We start from the raw sequence: 13962 nt of genomic DNA, 5'->3' as shown, positions 1-13962 counted from the left end.
AACATGAATCAGCGCATCGACGAGGCCGGCCTGCAGATCGATCCCGTGTTGCACGCCTTCGTCGCCGACGAACTGGCTCCGCGTGTCGGCGTCGACCCCGCCGCGCTGTGGACCGGGCTCGCGGAGATCGTCGCCGAGTTCGCCCCTCGCAACGCCGCGCTTCTGCGGCGTCGCGATGAGTTGCAGGAGCAGATCGACGAGTGGCATCGGCGGCATCCCGGCGCTCCGGCGGACCCCGGCGCCTACCGGGCCTTCCTCGAGCAGATCGGCTACCTCGCACCCGCGCCGGTGCCCTTCCGGATCACGACCTCCCGAATCGACCCCGAGATCGCCGACCAGCCCGGCCCACAGCTGGTCGTGCCGATCACGAACGCGCGCTTCGCCATCAATGCCGCCAACGCACGCTGGGGTTCGCTCTACGACGCCGTCTATGGATCAGACCTCGTGCCGGACGAACCGCCGACGATCAGGTCCGGCTCGTACAACCCCGCCCGCGGCGCTGCGGTCGTCGCCTTCGGTCGGGAGTTGCTCGACGTCGCCGCCGCGCTCGAGGACGGATCCCATGTGGACGCGACGTCCTACCGCGTCGAGGACGGCAGGCTCGTCGTGGCGCTTGCCGACGGCCGTCTCGTCGGCCTGGCCGACGAGGGAGTCTTCGCCGGGCACACGGGGGATTCCGGCGCGCCGACGTCGGTGCTTCTGGTCCACCACGGTCTCCGGCTCGAGATCGTGATCGACCCCGACAGTGCCGTCGGCGCAGCGGACCGAGCCGGGGTGCGGGACATCCTCGTGGAGTCGGCGGTCACGGCGATCATGGACTTCGAGGACTCGGTGGCGGTCGTCGATGCCGCAGACAAGACCGCCGCCTACGCGGTGTGGCTCGGACTCATGGAGGGCACCGTCACCGCGACCTTCGAAAAGCAGGGTCGCTCGTTCTCGAGGGCGCTGGAGCCCGATCGTCCCTACACTGCGCCCGACGGAACCGCAGCAACACTGCCGGGGCGAGTGCTCATGCTCGTGCGCAACGTGGGCCTGCACATGTACACCGACGCCGTGCTGGACTCGTCCGGGCGCGAGATCCCGGAAGGACTCCTCGACGCCGTGATGACGACCGCGTGCGCGCTCGGCGACCTGCGGGCGCAGAGCGACCGGCCGAACTCGCGCACTGGTTCGCTGTACGTCGTGAAGCCGAAACAGCACGGCGCGGCGGAGGTCGCCTTCTCGGCGGACCTCTTCGCGCGCGTGGAGGACATGTTCGGACTCGCCGCGGGCAGCATGAAGATGGGAGTGATGGACGAGGAGCGCAGGACGTCGCTGAACCTGGATGCCGCGATCGCAGCGGTCCGGGATCGGGTGTTCTTCATCAACACGGGATTCCTCGACCGAACCGGCGACGAGATCCACACCTCGCGGCTCGCGGGTCCCTTTGTGCGCAAGGCCGATATGAAGGCCCAGCCGTTCCTGTCGAGCTACGAAGCGGCGAACGTTGCAGCAGGCCTTCAAGCCGGCTTCCCCGGGCGCGCGCAGATAGGCAAGGGCATGTGGGCGATGCCCGACCTGATGCGGCCGATGTACGAGACCAAGGCCGCGCAGCTGCGCGCGGGCGCGACCACGGCGTGGGTGCCGTCGCCGACGGCGGCGACGATCCACGCCCTGCACTACCACCGGGTCGATGTCGACGCGGTGCAGCGTGAACTCGCCGATGCGCCGCGCGACGGCGTGGACGGCATGCTGCAGATTCCGCTCGCGGCCGACGCCGACTGGACCTACGAGGAACGCCGGGCGGAGCTCGACGGGAATGTGCAGTCGATCCTCGGGTACGTCGTGCGCTGGGTCGATCAGGGCATCGGTTGCTCGAAGGTCCCGGACCTAGACGACGTCGCGCTGATGGAGGATCGCGCCACGTTGCGCATCTCGAGCCAGCTCCTGGCGAACTGGCTCGAACACGAGGTGGTTACCGAAGCTGACGTGATGCAGAGCCTGCACCGGATGGCCCCGGTCGTGGACGCGCAGAACGCCGCAGACCCGCACTACCGTGTTCTCGTCGCGGAGGACGGAACCGAGTCCCTGTCGTTCGAGGCCGCGCGTGACCTAATCCTGCTCGGCGGCGAGCAGCCGAACGGCTACACCGAGCACATCCTGCATCGCGCCCGGCGAGCGCGGAAGACGGCCGACGCCGAGGCCTCCGCGGAACTGTTCCGATGAGCCCGCGCGCCGCGGATCAAGAGATGAGAGCACCCATGCCGAAGTACATCGACACCCCCACGATCACGCTCGAGACGGCGCTGGAAGCCGTCGAGGCCGCAGTGCGGATCGGTGCGGAACAGGGGGTGCGGGTCATCAGCACCGTCGTGGACCCAGGGCTCGAGCTGGTCGCGTTCGGCCGTGCCGACGGCGCGACGCCACACAGCGTCGAGACCAGCGGCCGGAAGGCTCGAACCGCCGCGTCGACCCGCAGGGCCACCGGGTGGATGGAGGGCGACTTCGCGACCCAGGCGCCGCTCGGCACCGGGCTGTTGCTGACCAACATCCGCGGCGGAGTCCCCATCGTCTTCGATGGGCGAATCGTCGGCGGGCTGGGCGTTGCGGGCGGGACGCCGTCGCAGGACGCCGAGATTGCCGCCGCAGTATTGTCGGCGATCAAAGCTGAAGCGGTCGAATAGCCTCTGGCCCGTTCTCGGCTCCTTGTGCGCTCCGAGACGTTTCGACGCGAATGCGGGGTTGCAGAATGCCGGGGTCGACGTTGGCGGGTGCGGCTCGGTGAAAGGGCCCATACCTAGAGCGACGCTGTGTTGCGGCAGCGCCTGGCCCGGATCGGTGTCATCTTGGTGCGCAATTCTCACGGGTAGAGCGTGGCGAGGATCTCGGCTGCGTCTCCGTGGGGCGGTTGTCGGCGACGGTGAGCTGGTGCCCCTCGATGCTGATCGTGACGTCGCGCAGTGGCCGCAGGGCGCGGACGACGCGGCGGACTCCGACCTCTTTGCTCGGCGCGTCGCGGGGGAAGTTCACCCACCCGGTTAGCTCAGTGTGAACGCGAGGATCGAGCCGATGAGGTACCGGCGACAAAGGGATTGTCGTACAGGCTGAGATCCGACCGCGATCTGACTCGCGGCATGCGGCGTAAAGACCCGCACAGACGGCGGCCACGAGATCGCGATCATGGATGCGGCGGCGATCACCGCCTGGACGGTGTAGTCGGGCGTCGGTGGAGGTGGGGCAACCAGCGGCATGGCGAGTCGGAAAGTCGCGACAAAGCCGAGTATGAGCAGCGCGACGAAAGTAATGACTGTGATGTGCACCCACGCTGTCGACCTACGCACCTCAGCAGGTATCTCGGCCGGCGCCCGTCCCACCGGGTCCGGGGCCGGAGATGCTCAACGCGCTATGCGCCGCCGTCACACCACAAGTGCGAACTAATGAGCATTGCTCGCTGCAATAAAGCACTTGCACCAGACGGACATCAAGGTCGGTTCTGTCTGGAGGCGCACCACCGCAACAGGCCGCGCCTACTACGAGGAACGTGGCAAGGTGTATCAGACGCTGCTCGACGGGTGGAATGCTGATCACCGCTCGGCTGACAGCTACGCATTCGTCAGTATGGACGGCAACGGCGACGATCCGACCTACTTCAATGCGCATCGATCTCTGCCGCTGGACACCCGTCATCTCATCGAGGACCCGATGATGCACGACTCTCGGCGATCGCAGTGGGTACAGATGGCCGACCTGGTCGCGTACACCGCATTCACGCACCTGAACCGGCATCCCGGTAACGAGTTCGGGTGGACCTGGTACGAGGACCACCTGGTGAGCAAGGACGTCAACGGAGGCCCGCGGCAGATCTAGCCGCAGAAACAGCAAGACCCGCTTGTCCACGTGTGTGGGGCGGGTCCGCTCCTACAGTCTAGCTGCACGATCTCGATGCGGCTAGCGGGTCCACCTCAGTCACGTAGGCGAGTGCGGGCGCGCTGGCACTTGCAACTTGGGTCTACGGCAGTTTGGATCACGACGGCCGAACATCGATCAGGCCGAAAGTGCCAGCGATGAACTGAGCCAGCAGGTCGGGGATGTGCCAATGCAACGACATTGCGGGCCAGTGCAGCGAAAGCACCCGGAGTGTAACGGGAACACGTTCCCGACAGCCGGTGTCGGGAACGCGGTGAAATGACACTGGATGTCACGTAAATCGGCCGCATCCGTCCGGAGACGGGGGCATGCCGTGACACTTTTCGCTCTGTCCCGGTGCGGCATCTACCATCCCCTGCTGGGATGCAAGTAACCGAAGGGTCTCGTGCCACTGTCGCCGGTCACTTCTCGTCAGCTCGGAGCTCAGCAGGCGACGGCTTGCGACCTTGGCTGAGTTAATCGAGCTATCCCGCGACGATCCCCGTCGGCAGGCGGATTTCATTGGCGATCGGGGTGTAGAGATCCACGTCGGCTCGCCTCGTACGCAGCGAGACGAGCAGCGCATATCGGACGGGGAGTGACGTCCGGTCGGCGCGACCGTTGTTCTTCCACCAGCCTCCTACCGGATAGACCGCGAGGGACCCGGAGGCGGCGAGCTCTTGCCCAGTGCCGATCCACTCGTCTTGGTGAAGCGAGCCGAGGTTGCGCTGATTAGGCCCGATGAACCAGTGATCAGAGCCCGACGACGCGCGACCGCTGCCGTCCTCCTCGTCGCGTTGCGCGTCGCGGTTCACGCGATTGACGAAGTCGCGCTGCGTCTCCAATGGCGCTTGTAGATCGAAGCGCAGTGCGTGCGACGCGTACTGGTAGCGGCGGCGCCATCCGCGGCGCGAGGCGGACGGCTCGATGAAGTAGGACAGCGTGACGCGGAGACGGACCTCGTCGCTGCCGAGTTCCTCGAGCGCTTCACTTGGCCACGGAAGGGTGTGGAGACGGAAGTGGCGCATCCGGTAGTCGGTTCCGTCGAACGGTACGAACTGGTCCTGGCTGATGAGGGTCACCGCCTGGGCCGAGGAGTACAGCACGGCGTCGTCAGTCGGCACGCCCCACCCGTATCGTCTCAGCAAGGACAGCCTGCTGGCTTTGCCCTGTTCGGCGTGGAGTTCGGCTCGCATCGCTGGCGTCCACTCCGCCGAATGAGTCAGCAGACCGCGGATCGTCTCCGGCCAATAACTGGGGTAGCGCGCCATCGCGCGCGCAGCGAGCCGCGCCGCTTGGGCGGCGGCGGCACTCGTTGCGTTGGCGGATGCCAGTGACCTGTCGTTGCTGGTTCCCGTCGAGCGAAGGGAGAGCAGCGGGTGCCGGTCCTCGAAGCCGCTTCCACCGTCGCTGAGAACGTTTCCGCCTTCCATGCAGATGTCAGGCTTGATCGGCCACTTCCTCGTCGCGAACATCGTAGATGTTCGACTGTGTGGAGACAGTTCTCCCTCCGCCGCAAGTGGCTTCCACCCTACGTACGCCGGATCTGACGGCGTCGTCACGAGATCTGTGTGAGCCGCGACCGTCAGGGCGTTCCACGCCTGGCCGGGATCCTCGATTGCGGATGTATTCGACTCGGTGTGGTGATCGAGCTGGTAGCTGTCTACGTTTCCTGCTGCGACGATGATGAGCCGTGCGGCTTCTGCGGTGGGAGCCGACAGGAGGCGCAATTGGTTGCCTTCACGGACGATGTCGCTGCCCGCGGCGAGAGCGTCGACGGTTGCGGACCAGAGCGTGGGCTCGCCTGGTCGGTCCGGCTTCGTGCTGATCGGCATGCAAAACACCCGCGGCCGGGCAACCGTGATCTCCGGGAGCGCGATGGCGTCGGCGGTGAGCGTGCCGAAGTCGAGCGGGTCGGTGGGCACCTCGTTTGCGCCCGGAGTGATGCGGACCGACTCGAGACGGTGCTCGAGTCGGACCTGCTCCGGTGTCAGCAGGAGCGGGTCGAGGTTCCCGTACAGGGCGAGCCCTGCCATCGTCGTGCCGTGGCCGCGGACGTCGTCTCCGGAGATACCGATGACCGTATGCACGTCTCGCGGCGCCAATGAGTCCTGCAGGAGAATGTGCCCTCGGAACACGCCTGTGTCGAGGTGGGTTACGGCTGGCGCGCTGTCATCGGCGGGCACGACACGGTCGACGAGATCCTGCACATACTCGTCCTGCTCATTCAGTGGAAGGTCGTCCACAGAGTCGATGAACTCGGGTTTGCGGACTTCAGCGAGTGGAACGTTCGTGAACGGTAGACCCTGTAGCTGTTCCCAGGTCGCCTCGACCCAGACAACGACCCGGTCACGGAAGACGATCGAACGCGGCACCGTGCGCAGACCAAACGCTGTGACGTACGCGTCGAGAGCCTCGACGCCCGGTTGCGTGGTGTCCAGCCACAGCTCCCACCAGTGCCGGCCTCTCTCCGGTGGTTCGTCGTCCGACGTCCAGAGATCGCGGAGGACTGCCCGACGGATTCGTGCGATGTTCGCGACGAGCGCTTGGTTGGCGGGGTTTCCGTCCGGCGTTGCCCATCTTTCGGGTGCTGCCTTGGTTGATGACTTCTCGAGGTAGTCCTCGAACAGCTTCAGGAAGCTCGCACGGTAGTCATCCGATACCCACACCGCGGCCCGCTCTGGCTCTGTCTCGGTGGCGGGGTGAACGGAGAGCAGTAGCCACTTGGGTCTCTTCGGAGACTTCGTGTGCGTGCTCAGCTGGTGGAGCGACTCGATCTTGAGGGGGTAAGCCGCGTCAGCGCCTTCGAGGATGATGACAGTGCCGAGCGCCTCAAGCTCGTCGGCGCTGACGCTGACCTGATGGCGCTCGTCGTCAGCGTCGGAGAACGCCTTCTGGAGTTCGCCCCGCATGAGTAGACCATGTGCACGGCGCTCGACAGAGCGGACCTTGGCATTGCCCTGACCGCCGCGGGAGAACGCTTCGTTAGCGGCGCGCTCGATGATGTAGAGGTGATCGAGATGCCGCAGATCGTCATCCAACGCTCGCCTGTCGGCGGACCGCCAGCGCTGCGATGAGGGCGTCGCGACTGACCCGCGTCTCGCCGCGCATCAGCGCGACCTTGGCGGCGCTCTCCGTCGCCTTCACCAGGTCAGCATGGCTCAGCCCCATGGTGTGCTCGCCAAGCTTCGCCAGACTCAGACCCGCGCCGAGGGATCCGAGACGGGCCCGTATCACGGCTCCTGCCTGCCGCGCATCCGGAAGGTGATATGTGAGCACGACGTCGAACCGGCGGAACAGCGCTCGGTCGAGGATCGCCCGGTGGTTCGTGGCGGCGATGACGATCGATTCGGGGCTGGCTTGCTCCAGAAACACGAGGAACGAGTTGAGGATCCGCCGAGCCTCGCCTACGTCGTTGCCGCTGCGGTCGGCGCCGAGCGCGTCGAACTCGTCAAAGAGGTATACCCCACGCCGCTCGGCGACGGCCTCGAACACTGTCCGCAGCTTGCTCGCGGTCTCACCCATGTACTTACTGAGCAGGCCGTCGAGGCGGAGCGTGAACATAGGCAGCGATAGCTCCGAGGCCAGCACGCTCGCGGTCATCGTCTTGCCCGTTCCCGGCGGCCCCTCGAGAAGTAGCCGATGCGCCGGTGGGAACCCATGGTCGAGCAGTACGCGACGTTGCCTCTGTTCGGCAACGATGTGCTTAATCTGAGCGATCAGTTCGGCGGGCGCCACGAGCTCTCGAAGCGGAACCGTAGGGTGTGTAACCTCCACGAGATCCGCAAGGTCACCGCGAGGCTGCGCCAGACGCGTGACGTTGCTACGAGGGACCGTCTTCCGCGACGCGTCGACGGTCTTCTTGATGTCCTCTGCGAGGGCATGATGGCCGCTGCGCGCCTCGCGCGCGGCGACTTGGAGCGCCACCGAATAGAACGCGGCGTCATCGCCCGCGGCATGGCTGCGCACCATCGCGGTGATGTGCTCGCCCTTCGCGGCCATGACGCTTCCCCCTGACCCTGCAGCGGACAGGATGCTACTCACTCATATCGTAGAGGACCCACATCGCCAAGCTCGCGACCAACAATGGTGCGCCACAGGAGCGCAGCGGACGCATCCGCATCGTCGTTTCGCTGCATCCAGTGCAACGCCTTTCGGGACTAGTGCAACGTAAAGCCCGCAAGTGCAACGAGAACGCGTTCCCGACAGCCGGCTCTAGGTCGCTACCGACGGTTGCTGGTCGGTGGGCCCGTGGCCCGCACGTATTCGGACCAGGTGCATTCGGCGGCCAGCCGCAAAGCGTCCTCGGGGAAGTAGCCGATGAGCACTCGCTTTTCCGGGTCCTGGTCGTAGGTCACCGAGCGCAACAGGCGCCGTCCCCGAACGGTCACCATCCGGACAATCGCGATGCGTCGCGACTTGTCGAACATGAGCCACACGCCGGGTTCCGGGGTCCGTTCGAGCTGCAACAAGGGCGTCCAGTGCTGCACCACCCGCACAGCGTAGAAGCAGCGCCAGACACCCGCCCTCCGTCTCCAGATAGGGCCGGCGACGGAGGCCGGCCATGGACGGGCGCTCCGCGCCCGACGCTCTGACACGTCCCTACGGGCCGTTGTTCTGCCGGAAGCCTTCGGCATCGTACAGTCGGTGCAGCTGCACGCAAGCGGCTACGCCGCCGCTCCGGCGAGACTTTCCGGACGCGGTCGCTCCCGCTCCCTCACATCGCCCGGAAACTCCCGCTCTCCACGCCCTCCGGGTTGCGTTCCGCTTCCCCTCCCTGCTCGGCACATTCGTGCCTTCCGGCAAAACAACGGGAGGGGAAAGGGAAACCATGAGCACCGTCACCGAGATCACCGCCGCCACGCACCCCGACGTGTTCGCGCGGATCAACCGGCTCGACACCCCGCCCGCGAACCTGTGGGTCGTAGGAAACGTCGACCTCCTCAGCGACAGCGCCCCGCGCGTCATGGTCACCGGTGCCCGCGCGTGCACCGCTTATGGGGAACACATCACCGGCGAGCTCGTGACCGGAATGCGTCGGGACGTGACTCTCGTCACCGGCCTCGCCTACGGCGTCGAGGGGTCCGCGGTGCGCGCCGCCCTGGTATCCGGTCGTCCGGTGATCGTCGTGTCCGCGAGTGGACTGGACCGCCCCTACCCCCTCGGGCACGCCGATATGCACCGCCGCGTCATCGACGCCGGGGGAGTGGTCATCAGCAGCGCCCCCATCGGTGCGGTTCCGACCCGTCACCGGTTCCTCGAGCGCGGGCGCATCGGCGCGGCACTGTCCGATGCGGTCATCATCACCGAAGCCGGACCCCGCTCAGGTGCACTGCACACCGCCGCGACCGCTCACGACCTCGGCATCCCCCGCGGTGCCGTCCCCGGCCCCATCACCAGCCCCGCCAGCATGGGCGCGAACGTGATGCTCAGCGAGGGCGCGCACGTCATCACCAGCGCCGACAGCATCGACGCACTCGTGCCCGCGGTGGCCGTCGTGTGAGACACGGCACGGGCACCCCGGCCACCGGGCCGCGGTGCCCGTGCCGGCGACGGAGGCCGGCGGGTCGGCACGGAGGCCGACCTTTCGACGGGCGCTCACGCGCCCGCGCCTATTCGCGTCCCTGCGGGCCGTTGGTTTGCCGTGGAGCCTTCGGCATCGTACGGGTGCTCGAGCTGCACGCAAGCGGCTGCGCCGCCGCTGCGACGGACGATCCCGGACGCGGTCGCTGACGCTCCCTTATCTCGCCCGAGATCGCCCGCCTCGCGCCCTCCGGGTGGCGTTCCGCGCGATCCCCCTGCTCGGCTGGGCTCATCGTTTAGAGCCGCCAGTCCACCGCCGATCGTCCGGCTTGCACTAAGAAATCGTTCGCAGCAGAGAACGGCCGGGTGTCAGCGAATCGGGGGTAGAAGCTGGGCTGCTCTCTCCTCGGATGCGTGGAGCGAAGCAGTTTGTGATGCGAGGGTATGTCCACGCTGTTCGCGATTCGGTTCGCATCGTCACCCCAGAGCATGAACACCACCGGCTGACGCCTACTTGCTATGGCCCGCAAGACTGCACGCGTGAAGCGAGCCCACAGCTCCACATCGGAGCCGGGCAATCCCTCTCGAACGGTGAGGCTTGTGTTCAGCAGCAGTACACCGCTAATCGCCCAATGGCTCAGGTCTCCACTCGCAGGAGGCCTGGCGAATGCGACGCGCGGATCGGCCTCGAGGTTGTCGAAGATGCGCCCAAGCGAATACCTAGGGGGTGTTCCGGCCCTCGTGGAGTAGGCCAGTCCGTCGGCATCGCCTCGCGTCGGGTAAGGGTCCTGACCAAGGATCACCACTCGCACTTCGGAAAGCGGAGTGAGCCAGAACGCTCGGAAGACGTCCTCACGGTTGGGGAATACGGCACCTCTGCTCGGATCAAAGGCGCGCTCGACCGTGTCCCGTACCTCGGAGGAGGACAGTCCTATTGCCGCGAGAGCGACAGTCCAGTCCGCTGGCAGGCCGGATTCGACATCTGCATTTGAGGATTGGCCCCGTGGCCTCGTATCCCTGCGCGTGCCCCGCCTTGCGTGAATCTGGCGGGCGGCGATGCCAGCGATCGTCGATCCAATCGCCGTGACAACAAGGCGATTGAAGGCCATGCTGCCTGATTCGCCGCTCTCAAAAGGGAACAGCTGATAGCTGACCCACAACGAGACAACGAAACCACCGACAGCGACAATCCAGGGCATAGACCAATTCAAGGCCATTTGATGGCTATTTGGTCTTCCGGGGTGAGCCGGTTGGCACACAGACCGCTTCGGTCAGGTGGGGTTGGGTGCGATGGTGTGGCCGACTCTGTCTCTGTGTGTAGGCTCTCGCAGTTCGCGCTCGAGGCGCTGTAGTGCGCGGCCGTATCGGGTGCGGGCTGTGGACTCATTCATCGATAGGCGCCGTGCGGCGGACGCGATGCTGAAGCCATCCCAGTGGACGAGCATGACGAGTTCTCGTGTCTTCATGTCGAATGACGCGACGAGTCGGGTCGGGCCTTGTGTAATAAGCCGTGATGGCGTGATCGTCAGACACGCTGCACTGGCGATCGCACGCGGAGGGTGCGTCAGCTAGATCCCGACCCAATTTTTGTTGCTCTCGAAGCCGCATCTGCACCCTTGCCTATGGAATCAACGATCTGATTCAGCTGCTCATTGGTGGGGCTGGCATGTTTCGCAGCATCGCGACTGCTGAAGCGCGACAGCGTGTTCTTGATGAACACCGTGTCTCCGAGAACGCGCCGGACTTCGCTGCGCTCAGTGTCATCAGCGCCAGCGTAGAACGGCTCGAGCGCCGCCAGCGCCAGCTTCACATCCTCGGCACTGTCGGCCTCCCGGAAGTGTCGGCGCGCCTCGAGCGTGAGAAATGATCCGACGCCGGCAAGGGCGAGGACTAGCGCGCCGCGGAGGACGCCGTCTCCCACGGTCAGTGTCAGATCTCTATCGATGGCGATCCAGAGAATCCAGCCGCCGACTAGGGCGGCGAGAGTGAAGAAGGCGAATGATGCCCAGCGGAGACTGTGGGCGTTCCATCGCTCTCGCTTTGCGCGCCCTGCCCAGTCGGCGGCGGTGAGGTGACCGGCCGCCTGCTCTACTAAACGTCGTCCCGTCAAGGCTGCGGTTGAAAGCAACTGGATGTGGGTCGCCATCTCGGAGTCGATCTCGGAGTCCCGAGCATCGCGATCCTGCTTCCACGTAGAGAGATCGGCTTCCCACTCCCGTCGGAGCTGATCGTCTGCGGCGCTGACTACCTGGGTGATGGTAGCCGCGTCGGCGGTCAGCTTCTCGTGCTGACGGTCCACCTTCTTGGTCAGCGCAGCGAGCTCCGCTGTCTTGGCCTTTACCTCTTCATCGAGTGCTAAGACGGATGCGCGAAGTTCCTCGAGCTCCAGCTGACGAGCGGCAACGGAGGTGTCGAGAGCAACGACGTACGACTCGTTGACCTGACGCGGTGGCGGGCCGGGGAGCTCACGCACCCTAGTGCGTAGGTCGTTCACGTACGCCTGTTGCGACCAGGACTGGAACGACCGTTCGTCTGCAGCTAGCTGGTTCAGGTTGTCGCGGATCGCATCGAGGACGTCATCGTAGAGCGTCGGCTGCGGATTGGATTTGGACCTTGCAGCAGCCTCCAGCATGGTGATGACCTTGAGGCGCTCCTCCTCAAGGGACTGCTGGGAGTACTTGACTGTCTTTAGCGCCCCGAGCTTCAGGTCGATCAGTTCCCACACCTCGTGCTGTCTGTATCGCTCGATCTGCGTCTGCGCCATGAGTGGAATGTATAGGTGGCCATGGACGCCGCGGAGTCGCAACGTGCCGATGCTGGGCAGACGTAGCCCTCGCCGCGCTGGGTGTCGTCGAAGGTGGAGTGCTCGGGCCAGGGGTCTCCCGCGCGTGAAGACCGCCGCGCCGATAGCCCCGCCAACATGGGAACGAACGTGATGCTCAGCGAGGGCGCGCACGTCATCACCAGCATCGACGCCCTCGTGCCCGTGCCGGCGACGGAGGCCGGCGGGTCGGCACGGAGGCCGGCGGGTCGGCACGGAGGCCGACCTTTCGACGGGCGCTTACGCGCCCGCGCCTATTCGCGTCCCTGCGGGCCGTTGGTTTGCCGTGGAGCCTTCGGCATCGTACGGGTGCTCGAGCTGCACGCAAGCGGCTGCGCCGCCGCTGCGACGGACGATCCCGGACGCGGTCGCTGCGCTCCCTCACATCGCCCGGAAACTCTCGCGCTGCGCGCCCTTCGGGTGGCGTTCCGCGCGATCCCCCTGCTCGGCACATTCGTGCCTCCACGGCAAAACAACGAGGAGGGGAAAGGGAACCGATGAACACCGTCTCGATCGTCACGATCACCACCGGTCTTTCCGTCCACGCGGACGAGCACATCACCAACATGCGCCGCCTCAGCGACCGCGCGGTGGATCTCGCAGACCACGCTCGCCACGGCTACCAGGTCGCAAGCACCGTCACCGTCCCCGGCGAAGAGGAAACGATCCTCATCGACATCCTGCAGAAAGTCGAGGCGGGAGCATGAGCGCCCGCGCGCACCTGGAAGGCCTCCAGCTCGGGCAGATTTCCGCCCGCCAGTACCGGCGCGCAGCCGCGGGGGAGGAGAAGCCGGCGACCGTCGTCGACGCCGCCCCCGCGGACCCCGCGCCCCTCACGGTCGGCGCGATTCTCGTGTCCCGATGGGGATACGACCAGACCAATGTCGATTACTACGAGGTCGTCAGCGCGACCCCCAAGACCGTCACCCTCCGCCCGATCCGCTCGCGCGTGACCGGGGATGCCGGATTCATGGCCGAGTACGTCGCGCCCGTCCCGGGGGAGTACACCGGCGAGGCATTCCGGCGGAAAGTCCACCACTACAGCGACCGCCCCGCCGTCGCGATCAACAGCTGCGCGAACGCCTACCCGTGGACCGGGAATGACGACCGCGCCACCCACTACGCCTAACCGAGAGGACCCGACCGTGAACACCACAGACGCCCTTGAAGCATTCGCCCAGACCTGGACCGGCGACCTCACCTACGACGTCGCGCCGTCGTTGTCCTGCCACGAGGTGGACACCCTCGCCACACTCCTGCGCGCCCTCGGGTACACCGCGGCCGCGGACGCGTGGATCACCGAGCACAGCCGCACCGACGACGAAGGCGACGCACACTACGTCACCCCCGCGGCCGTGCTGCGCGAACATCTCAGCGCCACGAGTGACCGCACCCCGTGGGTGGAGCTCCGCGAGGAAGAGCCCGACGCATTCGGCGCCGGTCACATCGTCCTCTACGCCGGGGACCGGCACCGGTTCGCGATCACCGAGCAATGCGACCGCCCCAGCGACGATCCCGACCGCGACGTGGTCGGCCGGGAATGGCAGACCGCCGAACGCGCGTCCGGCGAGGGATGGACGATCACCGCCACCGGCCACGCAGACACCGAACACGTTCGGGACCTACTGACCGCCACCGCTGGATGGATGCGCGCCGTTCGACCCTGACTCCATCACGGGGATGCCGCCCGGGGGCGGCATCCCCGACGAGGGGCGCCGCCCCCTCGACCCCCG

The 13962-nt window shown here is 66.3% G+C and carries 14 protein-coding genes; 7 read left to right on the top strand and 7 right to left on the bottom strand.

Features of this window, described 5'->3' with window-relative positions; all coding sequences use genetic code 11:
- Positions 1-3: 3 nt before the first annotated feature.
- Together KZC50_RS15395 and KZC50_RS15390 are read left to right on the top strand one after the other, a co-directional pair.
- Positions 4-2205, top strand: a complete 2202-nt coding sequence (locus KZC50_RS15395) for a malate synthase G (RefSeq protein ID WP_310892246.1) — start codon at positions 4-6, stop codon at positions 2203-2205.
- Between the two features lie 35 nt (positions 2206-2240).
- Positions 2241-2663, top strand: a complete 423-nt coding sequence (locus KZC50_RS15390; RefSeq protein WP_310892245.1) for a GlcG/HbpS family heme-binding protein — start codon at positions 2241-2243, stop codon at positions 2661-2663.
- Positions 2664-3017: 354 nt separating this feature from the next.
- Here the strand turns inward: KZC50_RS15390 and KZC50_RS15385 are convergent, their stop codons facing one another.
- Complete coding sequence (locus KZC50_RS15385; RefSeq protein WP_310892244.1) at positions 3018-3299, bottom strand: hypothetical protein; 282 nt, start codon at positions 3297-3299, stop codon at positions 3018-3020.
- Between the two features lie 145 nt (positions 3300-3444).
- Here KZC50_RS15385 and KZC50_RS15380 point away from each other — a divergent pair, with 145 nt between their 5' ends.
- The gene (locus tag KZC50_RS15380; protein ID WP_310892243.1) at positions 3445-3846 is read left to right on the top strand and encodes a DUF3800 domain-containing protein; all 402 of its coding nucleotides are present in this window, start codon (positions 3445-3447) and stop codon (positions 3844-3846) included.
- A 524-nt stretch (positions 3847-4370) separates the two neighbouring features.
- On the opposite strand, the gene KZC50_RS15375 is transcribed toward KZC50_RS15380, so the two are convergent.
- From KZC50_RS15375 to KZC50_RS15365, 3 genes are all read right to left on the bottom strand, one after another.
- Positions 4371-6926, bottom strand: coding sequence for a S8 family peptidase (locus KZC50_RS15375; protein ID WP_310892242.1), 2556 nt, complete (start codon positions 6924-6926; stop codon positions 4371-4373).
- Positions 6919-7887 carry an AAA family ATPase gene (locus tag KZC50_RS15370; protein WP_310892241.1) on the bottom strand — a complete coding sequence of 323 codons (969 nt, stop codon included), beginning with the start codon at positions 7885-7887 and terminating at the stop codon, positions 6919-6921. The genes KZC50_RS15375 and KZC50_RS15370 overlap by 8 nt, the downstream gene beginning before the upstream one ends.
- A gap of 221 nt (positions 7888-8108) precedes the next feature.
- Positions 8109-8378, bottom strand: coding sequence for a hypothetical protein (locus tag KZC50_RS15365; RefSeq protein ID WP_310892240.1), 270 nt, complete (start codon positions 8376-8378; stop codon positions 8109-8111).
- 338 nt (positions 8379-8716) lie between these two features.
- Here KZC50_RS15365 and KZC50_RS15360 point away from each other — a divergent pair, with 338 nt between their 5' ends.
- Entirely contained in the window at positions 8717-9388 is a 672-nt protein-coding gene (locus KZC50_RS15360) for a DNA-processing protein DprA (protein ID WP_310892239.1), read from the top strand.
- 316 nt (positions 9389-9704) lie between these two features.
- Here the strand turns inward: KZC50_RS15360 and KZC50_RS15710 are convergent, their stop codons facing one another.
- The 3 genes from KZC50_RS15710 to KZC50_RS15355 all read right to left on the bottom strand — a co-directional run bounded on the left by KZC50_RS15710 (position 9705) and on the right by KZC50_RS15355 (position 12172).
- Complete coding sequence (locus KZC50_RS15710; RefSeq protein WP_375294620.1) at positions 9705-10517, bottom strand: uracil-DNA glycosylase; 813 nt, start codon at positions 10515-10517, stop codon at positions 9705-9707.
- A gap of 162 nt (positions 10518-10679) precedes the next feature.
- Complete coding sequence (locus KZC50_RS15705; RefSeq protein WP_375294619.1) at positions 10680-10874, bottom strand: RNA polymerase sigma factor; 195 nt, start codon at positions 10872-10874, stop codon at positions 10680-10682.
- A 98-nt stretch (positions 10875-10972) separates the two neighbouring features.
- Positions 10973-12172, bottom strand: a complete 1200-nt coding sequence (locus KZC50_RS15355; RefSeq protein ID WP_310892238.1) for a hypothetical protein — start codon at positions 12170-12172, stop codon at positions 10973-10975.
- Positions 12173-12726: 554 nt separating this feature from the next.
- On the opposite strand from KZC50_RS15355, the gene KZC50_RS15350 reads away from it, so the two are divergent.
- From KZC50_RS15350 to KZC50_RS15340, 3 genes are read left to right on the top strand one after another with little or no spacing between them, the layout of a single operon-like run.
- A complete protein-coding gene (locus KZC50_RS15350) occupies positions 12727-12936 on the top strand; it encodes a hypothetical protein (protein ID WP_310892237.1) in 210 nt (69 codons plus the stop codon).
- On the top strand, positions 12933-13358 hold the full coding sequence (locus tag KZC50_RS15345) for a hypothetical protein (RefSeq protein ID WP_310892236.1): 426 nt from the start codon (positions 12933-12935) through the stop codon (positions 13356-13358). The genes KZC50_RS15350 and KZC50_RS15345 overlap by 4 nt, the downstream gene beginning before the upstream one ends.
- A 16-nt stretch (positions 13359-13374) precedes the next feature.
- A complete protein-coding gene (locus tag KZC50_RS15340) occupies positions 13375-13896 on the top strand; it encodes a hypothetical protein (protein WP_310892235.1) in 522 nt (173 codons plus the stop codon).
- The last annotated feature ends 66 nt before the right edge of the window (positions 13897-13962 follow it).

Source organism: Microbacterium aurantiacum (genome assembly GCF_031625015.1).
Taxonomy (GTDB): Bacteria; Actinomycetota; Actinomycetes; order Actinomycetales; family Microbacteriaceae; genus Microbacterium; species Microbacterium aurantiacum.
This window is presented reverse-complemented; position numbering and strand designations above follow the sequence as displayed.